Genomic DNA, 23718 nt, shown 5'->3' on the forward strand with positions numbered 1-23718 from the left:
CCCGCTCATTGAGCGGGTTTTCTTCATTGATGAAAAGGCAAATGACCCCATCGGTTGAAAGGTCATTTGCCTTTTTAATTTGTAAGGAATACCCTCGTTCTTATTTAAGCGTGTTACGGTTTCGGTCTTAGCAAAAAAGGGTCGTTCCATTGGTCCGGTGTGGCACCCTTTCTACATTTCGGATTCTACACTTTGGCTTGGCGGCCTTCCCGTAATCTTCTTGAATACCTTGGAGAAATATTTGCTGTCCGAGAAGCCCAGCTGATAGGCCAAGTCCGCCAGCTTCACATCGGGATTGCGGCGGAGCATCTCTTCGGCCCGCTCGACGCGCAGCTTGTTCACCAGTTGATTAAACGGCATTCCCGTTTCTTTTTTGATCAGCTGTCCGAGGTAGATGCTGTTGTGATGAAAGATTTTGCCCAGCATGTTCAAGGTCAAGGGCTGATTCAGATGTTTCTCGATATATTGAACGACGTTCATGGCTTTGCTCCCTGATTCGGAGGCCGGTTCTACCGTCGGGGCCAACGCATTCAGTATGTCGGCCCGCGAGGAAAAGGCAAGCGAAGCCAGTAGCGCTGCATCCATCTGCTCCTGCATGCCGTAATAGGCTGGTTCATAATCGGAATACCACTTGAACACGGTCTTGATGAAGGTATCGAGCTGACCCGGTGTCGGAGCCGCAGCGAGGCATTGATCGAGCTGTTCGGAAATATAAGCGAGCGAGCCCTTGTAATCATGCAAAGAGAGATGCATGCCGATCATCTGCTGATCCTTGAGGGTCAGGAAAGGGGCATGCCCTGCAGGAGCTGACGTGAATCGGCTCGAATACAGCTGCCCGTATAAACCGGCGATCGTTTCCATCAGTTCCTGCTGCATGCTGATTAGCGACCGAAAGGGCATGCTGGCCGCATGCGCCGTCTGGATGCCATCTTCCCCAAGCAGCTTCGAAACCAAGTCCGATACCGAAGCGGAATATTCATAGGGAGAGATGACAGCCAGCAGGGTATCGGATGGAAGCAGTAGATGGCATGCTAGGCGATGTCGATGACGCAGAGAGTTCTCATACTCCAAAATATCTTCGATGGTGACTTCGGATACTCCTCCATCCTCTTGAAGAGGCAGCTGAAACAGGAGCCATTGATAGGAGGAAGGAAAAGAAAGATCAGCCAAGGCTTCTCCTGACTGTACGCAGGTCTCTGCACCCCGAATGATAGCGGATAAAAGCCCGCTGGCGTTCCGCTTGGATTCGCGCAGCTCCAGGATATGAGCTGATCGGCTGATCTGCGAGACGATTTCCTGCTCTTTTAAATGACCGATCGCTTTCCGTAGACTGTTCATCAGCTCCTCGTCCTGAATCGGCTTCAACAAATAACCTGCCACATCATAATCGATGGCTTTCTTCAGGTATATAAAATCGTTATAGCCGGAGATGATGATGATTTGCAGCGGAAGCCCGTGGGAGCGCAGCTGCTCGATAAGCGCGATTCCGTCCAGGATGGGCATTTTGATATCCGTAATCATAATATGCGGTGCATGGGTCTCGATCAGATCCAAAACGTCGCTGCCGTCATGGCAAACGCCGGAAAGCTCCAGGCCAAGCTCGTCCCATGGAATACGGCTCTCCAGCGCTTGGCAGATAATGGGGTTATCGTCCGCGAGTATGACCTTATACATCAGCATCTTCCTTTCGTTGGATCGGAACTGATAATGCGATTCGCATTCCCTGCGAAGGGGCGGACTGAAAGTCCATAGCGTAGGAATCCCCATAAAATAAAGCCAGCCGGGAATGGACATGCCGAAGCCCGATGGAGGTGCCGGGAGAAGACAGCGTTCTTTTCTCCACCTGCTTCAAGCTTTCTCTCAACCGGGACTGTTCATCGGAGGACATGCCCTTGCCGTTATCGCTCACTTCGATGCGAATATGTCCATCCTGAACGCTGCTTTGGATCCGGATCATGGGGGCATGTCCCGGATCCCTGCCGAACCCATGCTTGAAGCAGTTTTCAAGGAGGGGCTGAAGCGCCATTTTGGGTATGAGCTGGTCCAGCGTATCCGGATGGATGTTCATGTCCACGTAGATGTGGGGATAAAAAGAGCTGATCTCGGCGATATACACATAATCCTTCAAGTGCCTGATTTCCTGCTCCAGCGTTACGATGTCCTGAGGCTGAAGGCTGTAAGTAAACAGCGCTCCGAGCTTTTGGCACATGATGCTGGCGGTTTTGGAGCCGTCGATGATCGCCTGGCTGGAGATGGTCTCCAGGGCATTATATAGAAAATGCGGATTGATTTTTTGCTGCAGGGCATCCAGCTCCGCCTGCGTCTTCAGAAGATTCATTTCATAGTTTTCCTTAAGGAGGTCCTTGGTGCCGGTCACGAGAATGTTGAATGAATTTTTGAGGTCATGGAGTTCGATGATGTTCCCCTGATAGTTTGCGGCGACCTCTAAATTGCCTCTGGACACCTGCTTCATCGCTTTCATCAACATGTAGATCGGCCGGGTAAAACGCTTCATGGAGATAAGCGAAATGACGAATATAATGAACAGATACACAGCCATGATGCATAGAATCACCACGATGATCGCACTGATCTGCTTGATGAACAGCTGCTGCGGCACGTAGCTCTCAATCGTGATGCCCGTAAACGGTGAAACCTGGCGGCTGAACAGCTTGCTGTCCGCCTCCGCCGGCTGACTCGAAGGGTCCATGTTGCTGAACAGAATCTGTCCGGAAGGATCGTGGATCCGGATCGGAATCGATGGATGAATCCGCTCGACCATATCCCTGAAATCCGGGTAGGTGATATCCATAATGACATAAGCGATCGGCTTTCTCGTCTGGATGTCGGGAATCGGTTTGATGATGGAGATGGCTTTTTCGGCTGAAAGATAGTAACCGCGCTCATTGTTGTAAAAAATCCGACTTTTCTCCGGATTTCGTTCGAATGTCTCGTACCAAGCCGCGTCCCTGGGGACAAAGTTATCGTTAATATCTTCTTTTGTCGAGTTGACGGGTAAATGCCCTTTTTGGCCCACGACGCAAAACTGCAGTCCGTCCTGAAACATGGTCATGTTCTTCAACGTGGTGGACATGCTGCGGAACGCTTCGGTGGCCGCGCTGGAATCGTAATTGGGAACAGCGTAGTAGAGCGTAAGCGGCAGAACGACGCTGTTGTCGGTCGTAATGATGTTTTGCGTGTTTTCGACTGAACGGAAGAAAGAATCGAGCTGATCGTTAATGAGGCCGATGGCTTCGTTATTGTATTTCATAATCTCGTTCCTGGAGTAGACCGACAGCAGAATGAGCAGGGGAACCGTGATCACGATGACGGAACAGACGATGTAAGCGACCGTCCTGCGGTACAAATAATTGAAAAAATGCGTTTTTCCAGCCAAAGCCTAACCTCCCGTATCCAAAGTACATAAGATTTTTCCACTTTAATGCTAAGATTCGTCGGTGTTCCTGTCCCCGGATTTTGTATATCATGAACTCAACACATTCATGTAAGTGCTTACAATACTGGATTTTCAGCAGAAAGTAGACACGGTACCGTTAATCTACAGTAAAATCAGCTTTAAATCAACGCTTTACTGATGCGCTGTACTGCAGAACAGGGCAAGGAGAAAAGAAGATGTGAGATTTACGAATTGGAGGGTCTTCGAGTGATCAAAAATTGTAAAGGACTGGCTTTATTGCTGGTGGCAGCCATGCTGTTGGGCCTATTATCGGCATGCTCCGGATCTTCGGGCAAAGAGGGAGCTTCCGGCACGGATCAGGCGGCCTCAGGTAAAAGGGTGACGATTACAGCCTGGCATGGTGCATCGGGAGAAAGCGCGAAATTTTTAGAAAATATCGTTAAAAAATATAACGAATCGCAATCCAATGCCACGGTGAAGCTCGTATTCGTGGATACGGACAATATGGTGACCAAATTAACGGCAGCGGCTGCAGGCAAGGCTTTGCCGGAAGTCGGGATGCTGATGTGGCCAATGTGGCTGGGACCGCTGAAGGATGTCGTCAAACCGCTGGATGAATTCATCCAGGCTGAGCCGGACAAGTGGAATGAGGATGATTTCCTGAACGGTCTGATTGACGGTAACGTGCGATTTGACGGGGTGACCTACGGCATCCCGATTGAGACGAATAATCGTGCGCTCTATTACAACAAGAAGCTGTTTGATGAAGCGGGCGTGACCCCGCCGAAAACCTGGGATGAGCTGGTCGAAGCGGCACAGAAGCTGACGGACCCGACTAAAAAGAGATGGGGAATGTCCCTGCCGACGACGCAGGGCGGAGCGCTGGATGCCGCTTGGGCACCCTTTATGTGGCAGGCTGGGGGCGACTATGTCAATGCGGAAGGTACGGAGCTGCAGTTTAACGGAGAAGGCGGCATTGCCGCAACCCAGTTCTTCGCCGACCTGATCAACAAGTATAAAGTGGCCAGCCTGTCGCCGCCGCAAAACGGATTCCAGTCCGGCATGATCGCAATGAGCATATCGGGGCCTTGGTCGATTCCAACGCTGAACGCCAACGAAAAGCTGGATTACGGCATTGCGCCGCTGCCGGAAGGAACGAAGGGCAAGGCCACGATTTTGGGCGGCACGAACAATTTTATTTTCAAAACGACTCCCGAAAAGGAAAAGGCGGCCTGGGATTTTCTGACCTGGTTGTCCACGCCGGAAAAAACGGCTGAATTCGCGGTCGGCTACGGTTCGATTCCGATTCGCAAGAGCAGTTCGGATGCCGCCGTTTGGAAGGATTTCGTCAAGGAGAATCCGGATATTCAGGTTCACATCGACGGGTACCAGTACGGCAGATACCAGCCTTTCAACGTGCTCACTCTTACGGAGATCACCGAAGTTATCACTTCGCATATCGAAGCTGCCATGCATAACAAGGAAACGGCTGAAGAGGCCATGAAAAAAGCGTACGAGGAAAGCAAACCGTTATTAAAAACGTGGTCTTCATCTAAATAGGCTCGAGTAGGAGGGAGATGGGGTGTTAGAAGCGGCATCCGTCTCCTTCCCTCTATTCCTGATGAAGCGCGTGCGAGGTGGTGCAAACATGAAACAGTTTAAGCGTATGTTCGGCAAGGATGCGGCGGTCGCATGGATGCTGATCGCGCCAAATGTCATCTGGATCGCGGTATTTACGCTGTTCGCCATATTTTATTCATTTTATTTGAGCTTTACCGAGGTCGATTTATTCGCGAATCAATTCACGCTCGTGGGCCTGGATAATTACACGCAATCCTTTGCGGATCCCGTGTTCACTAAGTCCATCGTCAATACAACCGTATTTACGATATTTACGGTGGCCTTCTCCATGGGCATTGCGATCGTGGTAGCCGTGCTGCTCAACAGCAAAATCAAAGGCCGAAAGCTGATGCGCGCAGCATTTTTTCTGCCATCTATCCTGCCGATTATCGCCGTGGCACAGGTATGGATATGGATTTATGAACCGAGCTACGGGCTTCTGAATTATTTTCTGGAGAAAATCGGGATCGGAGATCCAAGCCATCCCTTTCAATGGCTTGTCTCGCCGGATACGGCGATGCTGTCCGTCATCATTTTCTCGATCTGGAAGTCGTTCGGCTATAACATGGTCATCTATCTTGCCGCCCTGCAGGGCGTGTCCAGATCCTTATATGAAGCTGCAGAAATCGACGGCGCGAATGCCGTCCAGAAATTTTTCCGCATTACGATTCCGGGGCTCAGACCGGCCACATTTTTCATCTTGATTACATCGATCAGCGGTTCCTTCCAGACCTTTGGCGAGATTTATGCCTTGACCAACGGCGGGCCGATGAACCAGACGAATATGATTGCCTACTATATCTACCAATATGCGTTTGAGTTTTTCAAAATCGGCAGGGCTTCGGCCGTGAGTGTGCTGCTGTTTATTCTGCTGTTCGCCATCACGATCTGGCAGTGGAGCTCGTATCAGAAGAAAGAGGATTGAGTTGTAGGAGGTTTAACGGATGAGAAGACCAACACACATGATCGGGATGCTTGCGGTGTACGTGATCCTGTTTTTGACGGTGGTGACCACCCTGCTGCCATTGGTGTGGATGATCACGACTTCAATCAAAACGCCGGGAGAGGTATTCGTGTATCCGCCCAAGTGGATTCCTACCGAATTTGCCTGGTCCAACTACAAAACGGCTTGGGAGATGGCTCCTTGGAATAAATACTTTTTGAATACCGTTTTCTATACGGCGAGTACCGTGGTAGGCGTGCTGATTACGTCGGTCGCAAGCGGATATGCCTTTTCCAAGCTGGAGTTCAAGGGGAGAAAGACGCTTTTCTTGGCCTACATCGGGACGATGATGGTACCTTCGCAGGTAACGATCATTCCGGTATTTATCATTCTGTCGCAAATGAACTGGGTGGATACGTATGCGGGCCTGATCATCCCCGGTCTTACCAGCGCCTTCGGCTGTTTCCTGATGCGCCAGTTCATTACGGGCATTCCGACGGAGCTGATCGAGTCGGGCCTGATTGAAGGCGGGGGGCATATGCGCATTCTGGCCTCGATCGTGACGCCGCTATTGAAGCCCGCCGTAGCGACGCTGGGGATTTTCACGTTTATGGGGACCTGGAACAATTTCTTCTGGCCGCTGATCGTCACGAACAGCGATGAACTGCGCACCGTGCAGGTAGGACTCAGTTCCTTTCAGAACCAGTACGGTGACGGCGATTGGGGGGCAATGATGGCGGCTGCGACCATGGTCAGTGCTCCGGTGCTCATCCTTTTCTTTTTCGCCCAGAAGTACTTCATTGAAGGCATTGCGATGACGGGAATCAAGGGCTAACCTCGTACATACGATAAAAGCTTGGAAGGAAGTGAAAGGGTTGGATTTTAATATATTTAAGTCACCTTCGTTGGTGCTGGCTGAGACGGAACAGGGCTGGGAAAAGCTGATGCCTGCGGCGGATTCGGTGTGGAGCACGGGGCATGTTGCAGTGACCATGAAGCTGCGGGAATCGGCAGCGGATATGGGACTTTATCTGGAATCTAAAAAGTCGGCGGTGCATACCATCCGCATTCGTTGGAACCACAGCTTCACGAGGCCTGTAACGCTGCTCGGAGATCACTGGGAACGCGGCTACGGGGATATGGGTTGGTCCGGCCTGCAGCCGGAGCGCGTGATGCCCTGGTATTTCATGATTCACGACGGCTTGTCAACGGCCGGGTTCGGCGTGAAAACCGGGGCGGGCTCGATGTGCTGCTGGCAGGTGGACGCAGACGGCGTGACGTTGACGGCGGACGTGAGCAGTGGCAGTCAAGGCGTCACTCTTGGAAACCGGATTCTCAAATTCGCCGAGCTCGTGCAGGTCCATGGAGGCGAGAACATGACGCCGTATGAGACGACCCGGATGCTGTGCAGCTCCATGTGCGAGCAGCCGGTACTGCCGAGCGTTCCGGTATATGGGGGCAACAACTGGTATTATGCCTACGGCAAAAGCTCCCATCATCAAATTGTAGAAGATTCGCAGTTTATTTCCGCCATGGCGGAGGGCTTAACGAATCGTCCGTTCATGGTCATTGATGACGGCTGGCAGATCAGCTCCGGCACCTGTAACGGCGGTCCATGGATAGGAAATCGCGATTTTCCCGACATGGCGGAACTGGCGGATGAAATGAAGCAGGCTGGCGTCCGACCCGGCATCTGGTGTCGTCCGCTCTTAACGCAGGAGAAGGTGCCGGAATCTTGGGTCCGTTACACGAAAGGCGGGCATTTCTTAGATCCAAGCCGCCCGGATGTGCTTGAATATGTCGCGAACATGATGAGTCGGATGCATGAATGGGGTTACGAGCTGATCAAGCATGATTTCTCGACCTTCGATCTGTTCGGGCAATGGGGATTTCAGATGAAGGGAAAAGCCCATGCGCTGCCGTACGCCTTGAGCGATACTTCCCGCACCACCGCCGAAATTGTTCTCGACTTGTACCGGACGATTGCAGAGGCTTCGAAAGACAGTCTGATTATCGGCTGCAATACGATTGGGCATCTGGCGGCAGGCTTGTTTGAAATTCAGCGCACCGGAGATGACACCAGCGGCAGATCGTGGGAAAGAACGCGCAGAATGGGCGTGAATACGCTGGCCTTCCGGATGCCTCAGCATGGCACCTTGTTCAGCCATGACGCGGATTGCGTAGGCATCACCTCCGGGGTGCCTTGGGAATTCAATCGTCAGTGGCTCGATCTGCTGGCAAACAGCGGTACGCCGCTCTTCGTGTCGGCCGACCAGAAGGAGTTAAGCGGGCAGCAGAAGCGGGAGGTGCGACAGGCCTTTGAGGCAGCTTCCCGTCCGCTTCCGACAGCGGAGCCGTTAGACTGGATGTATAACAGCTGTCCTTCTCTGTGGAAGATTTCAGGGGAGACCCGGAATTACAGCTGGAACGGCGAAGCCGTCTTGGGGGCAGGCGCAAGAGATCACGAATGGTGGCGTTAACAGCCTTTGAACAAGAAAGTACCGCTTTCCGTTGGCAAGTGGATGAAGATCCCTTATTTACAGGAATCGGCCTATTCGCGTGCTTATGTGGGCGGAAGAGGCCTTGCTATCTGCTGAAAATTCGCCCATTAAGAAGATCATGAGGACAGAGGATCCGTTATTTTACGGGACTCGGCCTATTCTGGAGTTCACGCGGACAGAGGATCCGCTATTGTATCATAATCACGGATTAATCCGCGAAAAATCCCGGAATAGCGGATCTCTTGTCCGCATATTGCTTCGAAATCGGTAAAAACAAGGAAATAGCGGACCCAGTGTCCTCCAATAACGCAAATCGATGGACTTTAACAATGCTGGATGGCAGTATCCTAATCAGGGAATCTGTACGCGGCTAATTGCTGCCGAACTGAATAACAGTAATACAAAAAAGCCTATGCCGTTACATAGCGGGTAAACTTTAATGCGGCATGCCGTACATCCTGCCAAGCCACGCTCTTCATAAAAATCATGCACAAAGTCATCAGCCCGTGTTCGGGTCGGTGGCTTTTCCGTTTGTGGTATAATAACCCTAAATTTCTACATTAACTGAAGATGGCTGGTGAATCTGATGAGCGACAAATTCTGGTTAGTGGTACAGTATCCTCTGAAAAGTGTAAAAGGCAGCCAACGTGATCACTGGTTAAGAGAACAAGTAATGAAATACTTGCAACTATCTTTAGCAGATGCAGATTTAGGCCATGTTGACGGTTTTGATATGGGGAAAAACATATCCGATCCAAAAAAATATTCGCTTAATATATTCTGTGTCATTACGGAAGAAGAACGGGCGATAGCCTTGGTAAAAAGAGTGTTAAGAGAGAGTCGGCTTGATTATACTCGCATAAAAATGGCTACCATGCCCTACGGAACCGAAGAAACATATACCCTGAAATATGCCTATAAAAAGAGTGTTACGGATTTTTCACTATAGGGGTTTGAATCCCCTCCATACATTCCATAAAGAAGCGACCGTGACCGGTCGCTTTTTGTTTACCGGCCCAGATGCAATTCGGAAACAAGGGATGTTACGTATTTATGGCCGAGCGAGCTTCGCGTTCAGTCGTGCGGCCATTTCGTTAAGTGGACAGAGATTTTTCGAAGAAGATGGATTACTTTTTCTTTGTTCAATGAATCTTCATTACCTTTGTGCTTTTAATCACAAGTGAAGGAGCATGAGGATGCTAGTTTAGAGAAGTAAACAGAATAGAACTTCATCTTTATATATCGAAACAAAACAGAGGTGATGAACATGAGTGAATTCATTAATAACCGTGAGGAAGGAATTTCTGCTCATCGAACGGCCCGTATACATTTGCTCAAGGAAATCATTAAAGAGCTGCACCATGGAAAAAGCGTGGAGGAAGTGAAGTCAAAATTCAACCAAGCTGTAGGCGAAATATCGGTTGATGAAATTTCGGAGCTGGAGCAAGTGCTAATGCAGGAGGAAGGAATACCGGTAACCGAAGTACAGCGATTGTGCAGTGTACATGCTGCTGTATTCAAAGGTTCCATCCAAGACATTCACAGGGCTCATAAACCTGAAGAGCAGCCTGGACATCCTGTGTTTACCTTTAAGATGGAGAACCAAGAAATCGATCGACTGGCAAATTTCAAAATTGCGCTGCATTTGGATCAATTTCTGAAGGATCAGGGAGAGGCAAATCGCCTCAAATTGCTGGAGGATTTCAGTCTCCTCTATGACGTAGACAAACACTACAGCCGCAAAGAAAATTTGCTGTTTCCTTTTCTCGAGAAATACGGAATTTATGGACCGACCAAGGTGATGTGGGCAGTCGATGACGGTATCCGAATGGGAATAAAAGAAGTAAAATCCAACCTCACTCATTTTGAGGGCAATGCGCAGAGCGTAGTGGACCTTGCCAAACGCGTCTTAAATGAAGTAACAGAAATGATCTATAAAGAGGAACATATCTTATTACCTATGGCTCTGGAAAAGTTGACGGAAGATGAATGGCTTCAAATTGCTGCCCAAAGCGAAGAAGTCGGTTATTGTTTAATTGCGCCGGATCAAGCATGGATTCCTGAAAGAGCAGCTGAACCTGGCACAGATCAGGGATTGGCGTCTTCTCCGCTGCAAGAGGGGTATATCCGAATGAGTACTGGCATTTTATCGGTCAAACAGATGGAATCCATCTTAAATCATTTGCCAGTCGACCTAACCTTTATCGATGAGCATGATATCGTTCGATATTTTTCACAGGGCAAAGAGAGAATCTTCGTTCGCACCAAAGCGGTGATCGGCCGAAGTGTTCAGAACTGCCACCCTCCGCAAAGCGTTCACGTCGTCAATCAGCTGCTTGCTGATTTCAAAGCAGGTGTCAAAGATGCAGAAGATTTCTGGATCCCGGTTAAAGATAAATTTGTCTACATTCGTTATTTTGCCGTGAGAGATGAAGAAGGAAACTATATAGGCACGCTTGAATTCACTCAAAACATTAAGCCGATTCAGGAGCTCACCGGTCAAAAACGGATACTCTCACCGTAAGAAGGGAAGCCGTTCACCTTGGGATTCACCTGAATTGGATTCTAAAAGCCTTTGGCTTTTGGCTTTCTAACTAGGGGGGACTGCCCCTTCTGTGAGACAGCGATCAAAATACTGATAAGTCTAAACAACCAGTCGCCGAAAACAATCGGAGACTGGTTGTTTCGTTTCGCTTGTTGAATTTAATCAAAATATCAATTAGAAAACCTCCTGACCAACGCGATCCGTAGAATCGTGGTTTTGCTCAGCCACGCTTTGCCTTCAGTGGGGAACTCTCCTTTACAGCTCTGTGGGCACTTCCTTAGTCTTAGCTAAGACGGTACAATTCAAAGTAGATCCCAGAAATCCGTCCCAAACTAAAATTCATAATGCGCCATGGGTTAAAGGCAAGCAGGCGGAGCCGGTGATGGTTGCGGCCCGGTTGGTTCGGCTATCGGTTCCTATGTGGGAGGTACGGCTGGAGCCTTTGTCGGTGATGGCGCAGCTAAAGTGGCCGAAAGTGGAGTTCGCTGGATTAGCGGACTGTTAAAATAATTTCAGAAAGGCGATAAATCATGAACGCGATATCTTATCGGAAATCCGTAGCATGGGGAAAATCACTTGGCAGTTTACTTTTTGTGCTAGCCTGCCTGTTTCTGCTGTACGCGGCTTTTTTTATGGATACTTCTTTTATTCGTAAGTTCTTTTGTATCACATCAGCCATAATAGGGATTCCGTTTTTTGGAGGATATTTGGTTGTCAGCTTGCCAAAGGCGCTGAAATCAGATGCGCAGCTGCTAACCTACGATCAAAATTCCATTTCAGATGGAACGCGGACCGTAGCCTGGGCGGAGATTACAAGTATCAGCTACAGCGGCCCTTCCATTCGGAAGTGGCTGCTTCCGAAGTTTCCCAAGCTGATATTTCATTTGAAAAACAGAGAGACCTGGACGGTGAAAACGTATTATATGTTGACTGATACCGAAATTCAGTCTGTTATGAAGCACCTGCGAGGGCTGATCAGCCGTAACGGAAAGGTAACGAAATAGATTTGTATTGGAGGAATGGCTGCAGGACTTAAGAAGATAATCTTATAACCCTTCGCGCATATCGAATCAGACACCAAGTCCGAATACTACATACTAAAGAGCACCCTTTTGGTTCTCTTTTTTGTTTTCCTTACAAACTTACCAAGCATCTCCCAAATCAACCCAGCGATGTCTTATCTTGAACTTTGCGTAGTACTAGAATCTCATCTATAATAATAGGCTAATCTTAAACTGCGTCAGGAGGAAACAATGGACTTTATCAAAAATCAACTAGACGGATATGGCATGAGCGAACAAACCATTGGATATCTCTCGAATATGATCATGGTCGTATTTATCGCGGTGATCTCCATACTGGCCAATTTTATTACCAAAAAAATCGTGCTGAAGACGATTATTCATATCGTCAACAACAATCGGTACACGTGGGACAATATCATCGTGGAGAAAAAAGTGTTCCACAAGCTGTCGCATCTCGTGCCGGCAATCATTATTTATTTTTCGGCGTCCATCTTTCCGGCTTATCAAGTTTTGATTGAAAAAGCTGCAGCAACGTACATGATTATCGTCACCATCTCGGTGTTGAATGCGCTGCTTAATGCTTTTGATGACATTTATCGTTCGTTTGAAGTCTCCAAGATCAGACCGATTAAGGGATACATTCAGGTGGTGAAAATCGTTCTCTTCATCATCGGCGGCATCGTGGTCATCTCGAACCTCATCGGGCAGAATCCCTTGATCATACTCAGTGGGCTTGGTGCTTTATCAGCCGTTCTGATGTTGGTTTTCAAGGACTCCATATTGGGTCTGGTGGCAGGCGTTCAATTATCATCGAATGATATGGTGCGTGTCGGCGATTGGATTGAAATGCCGAAATACAATGCGGACGGCGACGTCATCGACATTACATTGAATACGGTAAAAGTAATGAATTTTGATAAAACGATCACGATGATTCCAAGCTACGCCCTCATCTCAGACTCGTTCAAGAATTGGAGAGGCATGCAGGTATCCGGCGGCAGAAGGATTAAACGAAGCTTCTATGTCGATACGAGCAGCATCTGCTTTTGCACCAAGGAAATGATTGAGGAATTTCAGAAGATTCACTACCTTACCGATTATGTCACGACAAGAGTAAATGAAATTAACGCGTACAACATCGAACACCAGATTAATACGGAAAGCAAAGTGAACGGCAGGCAGCTTACGAATGTGGGCGTGTTCCGAGAATATATCCATCAATATCTGCGGAATCATCCGAAAATCCATAAGGATATGACGCTGATTGTCAGACAGTTAGCGCCGGGAGATAACGGACTGCCATTGGAAATCTACGCTTTCAGCAATGATACCAACTGGGGCGTATATGAATCGATTCAAGCGGATATTTTTGATCATATCTTTGCCGTTGCGCCGACCTTCGGTCTTCGTGCCTTCCAAAATCCAACCGGCCATGATATCGTCCATCTCAAAGAAAGCCCGGAATATTCGCGAGGATATTGAGATCGCATCGTTGAACGAGTTACAAGGAATTCACGCGGGAGGAGAATGGCTATCCGGTGTAGAAGCAATGGTAGAACGTGGCCATATCTCAATCGAGCGTCATGGGTCGGCGGGCGATACCATATTGTTCGAACTCGACTGACTGTTGAGATTATCCGCGCTAAGCAGGACAAGGGAATGAAGGCCGAATCGCTTTGCAGCGCGGCCCACGTTATATATCACTCAGATTGAGTCTTGGTCATGTATGAACCAAGCGCAGCACAGGAGAGGAGTGACTACCATTGAACATCAACAATCCGATCATACCCGGCTGGTATGCGGATCCCGAAGCCAGAACGTATGAGGGGAAGCACTGGATTTATGCGACGCGGTCCTTCACGGAATATACGATGCAGATGAATCTGGACGCATTCAGTTCCGACGATCTGATCCATTGGGAGAAACACGAAGGCATTATCGAAATGGCGGATTTTCCATGGATATGGAGGGCGGTTTGGGCACCGACGCATATCGAACACCAAGGGAAATATTATCTCGTGTTTGCATCGAACGACATCCAATCGAACGAGGAAACCGGCGGCTTGGAAATCGCCGTTTCGGACCGTCCGGAGGGGCCGTATAGAGGCTACTTGGGGAAGCCGCTCGTGGATAAGTTCATTCATCAGGCACAGCCGATCGATGCGCATCTATTCAAGGACGAAGACGGAACGATCTTTTTGTATTATGGCGGATGGGGGCACTGCAACGTTGCAAGGATGAACGAAGAGATGACGGGATTCGTTCCATTGGCAGACGACGGCAATGAGATTTTCCGTTCCATTACGCCGGAGGGATACGTGGAAGGTCCTTGCATGATTAAGAAGGACGGACTTTATTTCCTGATGTGGTCCATGGGCGGATGGACGAATGGAACCTACCGCGTAGCCTATGGCGTAAGCGACAGCCCGTTCGGTCCATTCAAGAATGAAGGCACGATTCTGGAGCGACAGGAGCCGATTGCCGAAGGACCCGGCCACCATGGCTACTTGCATTTGCAGGAGAGAGATGAGTGGCTTATCGTATACCACCGCCGAATCATTGGAGACACCGAGCCGGGCCACCGCCAGCTATGTATGGATCGGATGCGGATCGGCAACGGCAAGATTGAGCCGGTCATCATGACTTAATTAAGGGAAATGATCAACATCCGTGGCCGAAGGTGGATCTGCTGAGCTAATGATTCGCCTCCATATACAAAATTGAAAAAGCGGCCCGTGTAATCGGTCGCTTTTTTTGCGTCTTCGTAAGGGCTAAGTGTTGGGAAATACCAGCAATAATCCGTATGATATAATCTAGTTATATCTTTTGACCATGGCAGGAGGAAAGCACCCGAAATGGCGATATTGAAGAATGACTGGGCGACATATTTAGAGCAGGAGTTTACGAAGCCATATTACTTACAGCTCCGGGAATTTCTCATTGAGGAATATCGGACGAAGACCATTTATCCTGATAAATACGATATTTTTAATGCGCTGCACTATACATCGCTGGCGGCCACCAAGGTAGTCATTTTAGGCCAGGATCCTTATCATGGACCGGGACAGGCCCACGGCTTAAGCTTCTCTGTCAAAGAGGGCGTCAGCACGCCTCCTTCCTTGCAAAATATGTTCAAGGAGCTTCAGGATGATCTGGGCTGCTTCATTCCCAACAACGGCCATCTGATAACTTGGGCGCAGCAAGGGGTACTCCTTCTAAATACGGTGCTCACCGTAAGGGCGCATGAAGCGAATTCTCATAAAAACAGGGGATGGGAAAGCTTTACGGATAGGGTCATTGAGACGATCAACCGGAAAAATGAGCCTGTCGTGTTCCTGTTATGGGGAAGCCACGCCCAGAAGAAGGCGGAGCTCATTACGAACCGACAGCATATACTGATTCGTTCACCGCATCCGAGTCCGTTGTCTGCGCACCGAGGCTTTTTTGGCAGTAAGCCGTTTTCTCGCGCTAACGAATTTCTGCGCAATATGGGGCTTCAAGAAATTGATTGGCAAATTCCTAACTTGTAAGAGGAAGGAGAGTGGCCATAGTAAGACCTCTTCATCCAGCAAGCGATTGTATCTGGACAATGAAAAGCCACATCCGCATGAGGATGTGGCTTTTGCTTACCATCAGGATGGACTTTTGTGTTTTTACGGCTCGATCGAAAAAGCAAGATTCTTAACGGATCGATTCGTAAGCATAGGCCCACAGGTGTCATGCTTGTCCTATTAAGGAAATCTTTTTTTATGTTTATATCTACTTATCAGTCCAATACTATTCTCTCCTTCGATCATAAGATACATAGATTACGATTAAAGGAGGACTTATCATGGCCGAACAAGTTAGAGTGAGCCCACAATTCAAAAGGCTCTGTGCTCAATTTGGAAGAATTCTAGGAGGCGAATCGGAAATCGAGGAAGGTCCGGTTTGTTTTGTCACGCGTATGACGAACCTAAGGGAATCCATCTTGGGAAGAAGAACGCGCTCCCCTTTGGTTCAGATGCAAATGTTTTCCTTTGAATCTCTTGATAAATCGGGCCGTGCGCTTTGTTTGGGTGAAACTGCCGTACACCAAAATCAGGTCAATCGATTGATATCCAATCTCCGTAAACGTGGGATAAAAGTAACGGCGGTTCATAACCACTGGCTAAAAGAACAACCTCGCTTAATGTATATGCATTGGGAATCTATTGACAATCCTGTTGCGTTTGCAAGAAAAACAAAAGAATCCATTGCATTCTTGGGTTAATGCCGGGTGAGTGATGTCTCGTCTTTCTATCATTTAATGAGAGGATGATTTCGTATGGCGGAAGTGAAGGCAAGTCCTCGCTTTAGAAGATTATGTAACCAATTCTCGGCCATTCTAGGCGGAACGGAGCATGAAATAACAAAAGGACCGGTTTGTTTTGTCTCCAGAAATCGGAGAATAAGAGCATCTATTTTAGGAAGACGGACGACTTCCCCTTTGATCCGTTATCAATTATTCTCGTTTGAAAACCTGGACAGTTCCGGTCGCGCACTTTGTTTAGGGGAAACCGCTCTCTTACAAAGTCAAGTAAATCAATTGCTGACCAATCTTCGCAAAAATGGGATTAAAGTGACAGCGGTCCACAATCACTGGCTGTTTGAGAACCCGCGTTTAATGTATATCCACTGGGAGTCGATCGATGATCCCATTGCATTTGCAAGGAAAGTAAAACGCTCCATTGCTTTCTTGGGTTAATGTGAGAGCAGAATGAAGGCCCCCCGAAATAGACCATTCAGCCGGTAAATATTTGGAGGCCAAAGTGAATATAATCCAATTTGTATCCGTAGAAAAGCGACCGTGATAGGTCGCTTTTCTACGTTTTTACATTTGAAAGGGAGGTTAACAACGCGTGTTCATGGAGTTCAGACGTTGCTAACGATCCTAATGATAGTTCTTGGATTCATTTTCTTTGTATTTGTCATCGCTGTCATGCAGCGCTTGTTTCCGGCGATCGTTGCGGGCCTGCTGCTGTTGCTGGGCCTCCTGGCTGTTCACGGGTGTCTCTGCCAGCTGTTCCACCGTGTTGATTAGGTTCTTGTCCGGTTGATTTGCGCTCAATTGAAAGGTCCTCCTTGTTTACTTATATAGGTTAATGAGGTTTATTATGTGCTGGCCGTTGTACGGATATACGTGTCGTAGAACTCCAGAGGACGTTTGATGGCAACGGTTGGTGAATATATGGAACAAGATTATGTTATTAAGCACATAGAGCAGCGATTTCATCGCACGGTATGATGATATCCTTCAAAATATTGTATTTGAGAGGATTGTCATGGTTTATGGGCGAAAGAAAAAGCCCCGAAAATTCCAGGGCTTATATGCTATAATTTGGAATGTACAACACACCTTGAGTGGGCGCAACCTCCGAAAGGAGGTGATGCGATGAACATTTCGTTTGGTGAAGTGCTTACCTTCGGGTTATTCCTTTTGGCATTGCTAACTTACATCGATAAACGAAAGTAACCCACTCTTAGGTTGTCGCCGAAGTGGGTTACTTTCTGATCACACATGATCTTGGAGGGGATTCCACTCAAGATGTTGTACTGAGGACGGTTGGCACACCGTCCTTATTTCTATTCTTATCTTATCATACCCGTTTTTAGTCCTCAACGATTGTGTTTATTCAATAGACAAATTATTTCTGTATGGTCCCATCCCTTTGCTTATGTAATTCTGGTGTACCTATACAACGTTTGACTTTTTCAGGTATATCGCCTTTTGTGAATCCCTCAATCGAAACTGTACTCTTTTCAGCAACTTCAAGACTTTTTATATATTCCTATGCAGAATTTGTTACTATGATAGTACATAGATGCCTTATACCTAATGTTGGAATTCGTCAGGCATTTACTACCTTTCTTCATATGAATTGGATCTTTGGAGAAAACAAATAGGAGGGAAAAGATTGAATACACAGAGAATGGGAGCTCCTTTGGAAGGCTTTGCCGAGTTTAGCCGAAAGGTCGCTGCCGAAGGTGCCGTACTGTTAAAGAATGATGGACAGGTTCTGCCCCTGAAACCAAACGAAACCGTTTCCGTTTTCGGCAGAACGCAAATTAATTATTACCGCAGCGGTACGGGTTCGGGCGGAAGCGTTCATGTTTCCCATACAACGAACCTGCTCGGCGGTCTTCGGGATAAGAAGAACATCACCGTCAACGAAGAATTGGCATCTGCCTATGAACAGTGGATTGAACAAAATCCTTTCGATAATGGCGGAGGCGGCTGGGCTGCGGAACCGTGGCATCAGAAGGAAATGGCTTTGACCGATGAGCTGGTATCCGCAGCAAGACAGGCATCCGACAAGGCGATTGTTGTTATCGGGCGAACAGCGGGTGAAGATCAGGATAATGCTAATGAGCCGGGCAGTTACCAGTTAACGTCCGAAGAAAAAGCGATGCTGCAGCAGGTGACCACGCACTTCGAGCAAACCATTGTGGTGCTGAATGTATCCAACATTATCGATATGAGCTGGATGCTCGATGAAGGTTATGTGCACCCGATTTCTTCTGTCATTTACGCTTGGCAAGGTGGCATGGAGGGCGGTAACGCCATTGCAGACGTGTTGGTGGGCGAGGTGACGCCTAGCGGCAAACTAACCGATACGATTGCTTATTCGATCGAGGATTATCCATCGACCCGCAATTACGGCAACGAGCTAAAGAATGTTTATCAAGAGGATATTTATGTGGGTTACCGTTTTTTCGAAACGTTTCGACCCGCTTCCGTGCAGTATGAATTCGGCTTTGGGTTGTCGTATACGCAGTTCCAAATCGAGCCGCAGGAAGGCAAGCTGGTGGTTAGAGAGGGAGCGCAATACGTTGAAATCGACGTAAACGTAAAAAATATCGGGACCACCTATACAGGTAAAGAGGTGGTGCAGGTTTATTACGAAGCGCCGCAAGGCGTCTTGGGCAAGCCTGCCAAAGTGTTGGCGGCATTTGGAAAGACGCAGGTGCTTGCGCCCGGCGATTCGCAGCCGCTCACGATCAGTTTCCCTCTCCACACCATGGCTTCCTACGATGATGCTGGTGTGACGGGACAAGCTTCCGCTTATGTCTTGGAGGCCGGAACCTACCGTTTGTATGTGGGAACCAGCGTGAAGAATGTGGAGCCCATCGGTTTGGATGGCCAAGAAGGCTATGTTGTCGAAATGCTGCAAGTTGTGGAGCAGCTGCAGGAAGCTATGGCGCCAACGGAAGGCTTCACCAGAATGAAGCCAGGCATTCGCAAGGAAGACGGCTCATACGAACTGACATATGCAGAGGTGCCGCAGCGCAAGATGAACATGGAGGAACGCATTCATCAAAACCTGCCGCTTACCTTGGAGCAAACGGGCAATCGAGGTTATACCTTAAGGGACGTTTATGAGGGGAAAGTCAGCATGGAAGCTTTTATCGCTCAACTCAGCGATCATGACTTGGCAGTGATCGTCAGAGGAGAAGGCATGAGCAGTCCGCTGGTTACGGCGGGCACGGCATCGGCTTTTGGCGGCGTGAGCGACAGCTTGCTCGACTACGGAATTCCGGTGGCTTGTACGGCGGATGGGCCGTCCGGAATACGGATGGACAGCGGCCAGCAAGCAACGCAGGTGGCAATTGGAACCCTGCTTGCGGCCACCTGGAACGCCGAGCTGGTCGAAGAGCTCTATGTCATGGAAGGCCGGGAGCTACTCAGCTACAACATTGATACTTTACTTGGACCGGGTCTGAACATTCGCCGCAGCCCGCTGAATGGACGCAATTTTGAATATTTCTCGGAAGATCCGCTGATCTCGGGGGTATTTGCCGCGGCATGCACGCGCGGGATCATGAGGGGCGGCTCCAATGCCACCCTGAAGCATTTTGCCTGCAACAACCAGGAGAAGCATCGCAGTAAAGTCGACGCTGTTGTGTCCGAACGCGCCCTTCGGGAGATTTACCTGAAAGGCTTTGAAATCGCGGTGAAACAAGGCGGGGCGAACGCCATCATGACCTCGTATAATCCGATCAATGGACACTGGGCAGCATCCAATTATGATTTGAATACCACCATCCTACGCGGCGAGTGGGGATTCCAGGGTATCGTGATGACCGACTGGTGGGCCATTATGAACGATGTGGTGAACGGAGGCCCAGCCGATCGCAAAAACACCAACTGGATGGTCCGCGCCCAAAATGATCTGTATATGGTGGTTATGAACTACGGTGCGGAAATCAACGCATGGGAAGACAATACCTTGGCATCCTTGGACAATGGTACGCTGACTCGTGGAGAGCTGCAGCGCAGCGCCATGAACATCTGCCGGTTCCTGATGCATGCGCCGGTATTTTCAAGAAAACAGGTGATCGAGGAAGCCGTAGGTGCTTTTAAATCCGCCACTTCTCTCGCGCCGGAGCAAGCACAAACCTTATCGGAGAGCACACAAGTAAAACCGGCTGAAGCGGGATCGACGTATGTGAAGGTCGAAGAATCCGGCGAGTACCGGATCATTGTGCGCATTATGTCTCCGGAATCGGAACTGGCCCAGAGCGCATGCAACGTCACACTGAACGATCAACCGGTGACCACGATTCAAACGAATGGTACCGACGGCAGATGGATCAGGCAGAAGCTTGTCAAAGTGGAGCTGGAAGCGGGTTATTATGAAATGAAGCTGGATTTTGTCAAGCCCGGCTTGCAGATCGACTGGATTGAATTTAAACGGGTTTAAATCTAGCAACACAGGGGGTATCCAACAGATCTAAGATCTTTTGGATATCCCCTTTTTCCTCGATAACAATATGAATACACCACTTGCCCGTTGCTGATATCCAGTATGTATGACAAATATCACCGAAAAACATATTTGAAATTTGAATAATAAGGAGGATGCGAGAACATAAAAAGATGAGTGGGTGTGAGACGTTTGGCAGTAATGATCCGTGAATGTGTTGAACAAGACTATATTATTGAGCATGTGAAGCAACAATTTCATTGCAAGGTATTATGGTGTGAAGGGCGTGCATGCCTGGAATATAACGGCGAGGAAGACTTAGCTCGAATCTCGGATTACGTAAAACAAATGTTTGATAAAGAGCTGCTGGACGTATTTTTTACAGCTATAGAAAGCCTGCCGGTGGATGTTTAAAGCGTGCATGATATCCATGCCATTTTCTTGGCTGCCTTCGGACAAGGGAGTAATCCCCCTCTTAGCACTATGTAAAACTACCGATCGCATAAGGGCATGGTTTTTGCTTTTTTCAAAGAAATAATAATAGAATAATAATCCAAAACCATCCGCATGAGGATGGTTTTTTGCGTTGACCATAAGATGTTATCTTCAATTTGTTCACAGTTAAGTTGTGACTAGAGTCTACAAAGTTCAACATGCTGAAGTTCTCATTACAGCAAAGTTCAACATATCCCTTCATCATATTCCATGATATACTAAAATAAACCAAAATATAGTTCTTGGAGGTACTATGCGGAGACCGATATTAGGACTTAATACACGGGTTGAAACCAGTCTGGATGTCGCACCCAGACAGCAAGCTGTAGTTCGATTAGAAGGAGCTGCATTAGAGAAAAGATTGCGCTTAAAACGCTCAAGCGCTTTCATAGAATCGATGACCAAGCTTGATGTTAGCGGTGTGGTTGTCTCTAAGGGAAAAGTTCAAGAGCTTATAGATCAAATATCCAGTGAATTTCCCGAGTTAGCGGTGGATCAGCTTCCGTTAGGTATTGTGAGTAAGTGTTACTTGGGGAATCCTTATGAAGTCCATTCGCTAGATACTAGATTACAGATTCTCGATCATTATAAACGAGGAGAAATCGTCCCAAACGGTATGGAAAAGGCTAGAAGACTGGCTATGCATCCTAGCTATGCCTACATCGAGGTATATATGAATATGATTGCTGCAGTATCCCTATCTGGAGAAGTATCTATGATTAAGGAGTAGATGAGCGATGTCAAATCATCAAACGATCTCTACGGCTAACTTGAGTCGGATCGAAAATTCGTTGAGCGCAATTAATGACAATATTAATGGAGTATATCAACAGGTAGCTACGGTAGAGCAGCAACTGGAGGATACGCAAAGCGATCTTGCACTGCTTGCGGAAGAGTTTCGTGAATATGTACGCCAGGATGGATTGATCAAAAATGTGCAGTTAGCAGAGACGAGATTAGTTAAGGTTAGACAAGAACTCGAGAATAAATACGGTCACTATGAGGATGTTCGTCGAAGAGCGATTGGAATATTGCAAGCCGTTGACACCAGTTTGGTACGTAAGGATACAATCGAGAACGCATCGGAAGAACAGTTGCTGGCTGCTCCACGGTATTGGCTGGCGCCATGCTTAATCGCATTATCCGCATGGCTTAGTGATAAAAAGGAGCTGGCTGAGAAGGCAGTTGTCGAAGCGTTGCGAAGAGATGATGAGAAGACATCTCTGTTTTTTGCATTGGTTACGCGCCGAGGAGGTCGTTATCAATCAAGCCGCTCTTGGTTGGAACGATATTTTGGTCAGCAAGATCCGAATGAACTTAAGAGAGAAATCGTTATTTTGATTGATGGCTTTTCTAACGGGATTTTTGGTCCTGAAGCTAGAGCGAAATGCGGCTTATTAATAAAAAGCTGGTTGGACGAGCTATCACAAAAAGCAGGTTTTATCGAAGCACAGCGAGACCAATGGAAGAAAGCGCTTTTGTCGCGTACAGAAAAGCTGGATGCTTCAAAATTTCCTCATTTGAGGAAATACAGTCCGACTTGGCCACAGCTTCAGCATGCGCTTGAGGGTGCGCAGCTGCATGATATTATTTTTCAATATTTCAATTTTATCCTTACGCAAGAGATTATCCCTTCCAAAAACTTGGCTTTTGCAGTAGACCAACTGCTCGACATTTTGGTTCGTGAATTCGACGAGGAAGAGCTGCCGTTACGTCGTGAAGAACGATTAAATGAATTAATCATAAAAGAAGATGGAGATAAGAACACGGCCCAGAACTTGTTTGCAAATGAGAAGGTTGTTGACGAAAGACTTGATTTTACCCAGCTGTTAACGAACTTTTCCATGTATCCGACAGAATCCAACGCTTCTGTTGCTACCCAAAAGCTCGCCATAGCCTTATCGAAGGAATGGATAAACCATGCCCATGATGATCTAACTGCTGAAAATCGTAATGCTGTCCCTATCGATATTGAGATTAAATTGGACGATTGGACGGGCACTTCGAGGGACGGAAGTAATGAGGAAGAGCTGATCTCCAGTTTGCAACAGCATATTCAATTGAAGAAAGAGGACGCTTTGGGTAAAAACAAGCTCGGCGCCAAACATTGGGTATCCTTAGCTGCAGGTATTGGGTTCTTTGTATTAGGTATGAGCACATTATTTTTATTTATTGTTTCCGCTATCTGTTTGTTTATTTTCCTGAATGGTCTGAGGATTGTTAAAAAGAATGTACAACTAATTGAACAGAATTATGAGGAACTATTCGCAAATCATAAGCAAATTTTAGTGGCAACTTTAAGTGATATTGTTGATTATCGCCTCGAGTATGAGACTGAAGATGCTAACGCAAGTAAAATAGATGAGCTTCTTGATCAAGTTACGCCAGAGCAATATACATATTCGACCTATGATTCTGCTAGAGCCGTTATTTCGTCAAATTAAG

At 47.8% G+C, this 23718-nt stretch carries 20 protein-coding genes; 17 read left to right on the forward strand and 3 right to left on the reverse strand.

The annotated features are described in order from the left end of the window. Positions 1 to 171: 171 nt before the first annotated feature. Positions 172 to 1674, reverse strand: a complete 1503-nt coding sequence (locus tag OHJ21_RS21630) for a response regulator (RefSeq protein ID WP_100539697.1) — start codon at positions 1672 to 1674, stop codon at positions 172 to 174. Continuing rightward, entirely contained in the window at positions 1667 to 3397 is a 1731-nt protein-coding gene (locus OHJ21_RS21635; protein ID WP_100539698.1) for a cache domain-containing sensor histidine kinase, read from the reverse strand. The genes OHJ21_RS21630 and OHJ21_RS21635 overlap by 8 nt, the downstream gene beginning before the upstream one ends. Positions 3398 to 3664: 267 nt before the next feature. On the opposite strand from OHJ21_RS21635, the gene OHJ21_RS21640 reads away from it, so the two are divergent. The 13 genes from OHJ21_RS21640 (at position 3665) to OHJ21_RS21700 (ending at position 16778) form a co-directional block, all read left to right on the forward strand. Beyond that, on the forward strand, positions 3665 to 4978 hold the full coding sequence (locus OHJ21_RS21640; RefSeq protein WP_100539699.1) for an ABC transporter substrate-binding protein: 1314 nt from the start codon (positions 3665 to 3667) through the stop codon (positions 4976 to 4978). Between the two features lie 88 nt (positions 4979 to 5066). Further along, complete coding sequence (locus OHJ21_RS21645) at positions 5067 to 5963, forward strand: carbohydrate ABC transporter permease (RefSeq protein ID WP_100540235.1); 897 nt, start codon at positions 5067 to 5069, stop codon at positions 5961 to 5963. A gap of 19 nt (positions 5964 to 5982) precedes the next feature. Continuing rightward, the gene (locus OHJ21_RS21650; RefSeq protein WP_100539700.1) at positions 5983 to 6816 is read left to right on the forward strand and encodes a carbohydrate ABC transporter permease; all 834 of its coding nucleotides are present in this window, start codon (positions 5983 to 5985) and stop codon (positions 6814 to 6816) included. Positions 6817 to 6847: 31 nt separating this feature from the next. After that, positions 6848 to 8461, forward strand: coding sequence for a glycoside hydrolase family 36 protein (locus OHJ21_RS21655; RefSeq protein WP_243390897.1), 1614 nt, complete (start codon positions 6848 to 6850; stop codon positions 8459 to 8461). A gap of 607 nt (positions 8462 to 9068) precedes the next feature. Further along, a complete protein-coding gene (locus OHJ21_RS21660) occupies positions 9069 to 9431 on the forward strand; it encodes a hypothetical protein (protein ID WP_100539702.1) in 363 nt (120 codons plus the stop codon). Positions 9432 to 9749: 318 nt separating this feature from the next. Continuing rightward, entirely contained in the window at positions 9750 to 11006 is a 1257-nt protein-coding gene (locus OHJ21_RS21665) for a DUF438 domain-containing protein (protein WP_100539703.1), read from the forward strand. Positions 11007 to 11292: 286 nt separating this feature from the next. Then, a complete protein-coding gene (locus OHJ21_RS21670) occupies positions 11293 to 11532 on the forward strand; it encodes a hypothetical protein (protein ID WP_243390898.1) in 240 nt (79 codons plus the stop codon). 25 nt (positions 11533 to 11557) lie between these two features. Continuing rightward, positions 11558 to 12031, forward strand: coding sequence for a DUF5381 family protein (locus OHJ21_RS21675; RefSeq protein ID WP_100539704.1), 474 nt, complete (start codon positions 11558 to 11560; stop codon positions 12029 to 12031). Positions 12032 to 12280: 249 nt separating this feature from the next. After that, positions 12281 to 13534, forward strand: coding sequence for a mechanosensitive ion channel family protein (locus tag OHJ21_RS21680; RefSeq protein WP_100539705.1), 1254 nt, complete (start codon positions 12281 to 12283; stop codon positions 13532 to 13534). Positions 13535 to 13815: 281 nt separating this feature from the next. Next, on the forward strand, positions 13816 to 14700 hold the full coding sequence (locus OHJ21_RS21685; RefSeq protein WP_486021118.1) for a glycoside hydrolase family 43 protein: 885 nt from the start codon (positions 13816 to 13818) through the stop codon (positions 14698 to 14700). A 207-nt stretch (positions 14701 to 14907) separates the two neighbouring features. Continuing rightward, complete coding sequence (locus tag OHJ21_RS21690) at positions 14908 to 15582, forward strand: uracil-DNA glycosylase (protein ID WP_100539707.1); 675 nt, start codon at positions 14908 to 14910, stop codon at positions 15580 to 15582. Between the two features lie 302 nt (positions 15583 to 15884). Further along, positions 15885 to 16304 (forward strand): DUF1259 domain-containing protein, encoded by a 420-nt coding sequence (locus OHJ21_RS21695; RefSeq protein ID WP_100539708.1) that lies wholly within the window; start codon positions 15885 to 15887, stop codon positions 16302 to 16304. Positions 16305 to 16358: 54 nt separating this feature from the next. Continuing rightward, positions 16359 to 16778: a DUF1259 domain-containing protein gene (locus OHJ21_RS21700; protein WP_098741451.1), complete on the forward strand. Its 420-nt coding sequence runs from the start codon at positions 16359 to 16361 to the stop codon at positions 16776 to 16778. A gap of 186 nt (positions 16779 to 16964) precedes the next feature. Here the strand turns inward: OHJ21_RS21700 and OHJ21_RS21705 are convergent, their stop codons facing one another. Continuing rightward, on the reverse strand, positions 16965 to 17141 hold the full coding sequence (locus OHJ21_RS21705; protein WP_165789732.1) for a hypothetical protein: 177 nt from the start codon (positions 17139 to 17141) through the stop codon (positions 16965 to 16967). 862 nt (positions 17142 to 18003) lie between these two features. Here OHJ21_RS21705 and OHJ21_RS21710 point away from each other — a divergent pair. The 4 genes from OHJ21_RS21710 to OHJ21_RS21725 all read left to right on the forward strand — a co-directional run bounded on the left by OHJ21_RS21710 (position 18004) and on the right by OHJ21_RS21725 (position 23717). Further along, positions 18004 to 20775, forward strand: a complete 2772-nt coding sequence (locus OHJ21_RS21710) for a glycoside hydrolase family 3 C-terminal domain-containing protein (protein ID WP_486021305.1) — start codon at positions 18004 to 18006, stop codon at positions 20773 to 20775. A gap of 204 nt (positions 20776 to 20979) precedes the next feature. Further along, positions 20980 to 21192 (forward strand): hypothetical protein, encoded by a 213-nt coding sequence (locus OHJ21_RS21715; protein ID WP_100540236.1) that lies wholly within the window; start codon positions 20980 to 20982, stop codon positions 21190 to 21192. Positions 21193 to 21526: 334 nt separating this feature from the next. Continuing rightward, complete coding sequence (locus OHJ21_RS21720; RefSeq protein ID WP_100539710.1) at positions 21527 to 22003, forward strand: hypothetical protein; 477 nt, start codon at positions 21527 to 21529, stop codon at positions 22001 to 22003. Positions 22004 to 22010: 7 nt separating this feature from the next. Next, complete coding sequence (locus OHJ21_RS21725) at positions 22011 to 23717, forward strand: hypothetical protein (protein WP_100539711.1); 1707 nt, start codon at positions 22011 to 22013, stop codon at positions 23715 to 23717. Position 23718: the final 1 nt, after the last annotated feature.

Source organism: Virgibacillus sp. LDC1, from assembly GCF_025792345.1.
Lineage (GTDB): Bacteria > Bacillota > Bacilli > Paenibacillales > Paenibacillaceae > Paenibacillus_AQ > Paenibacillus_AQ lautus.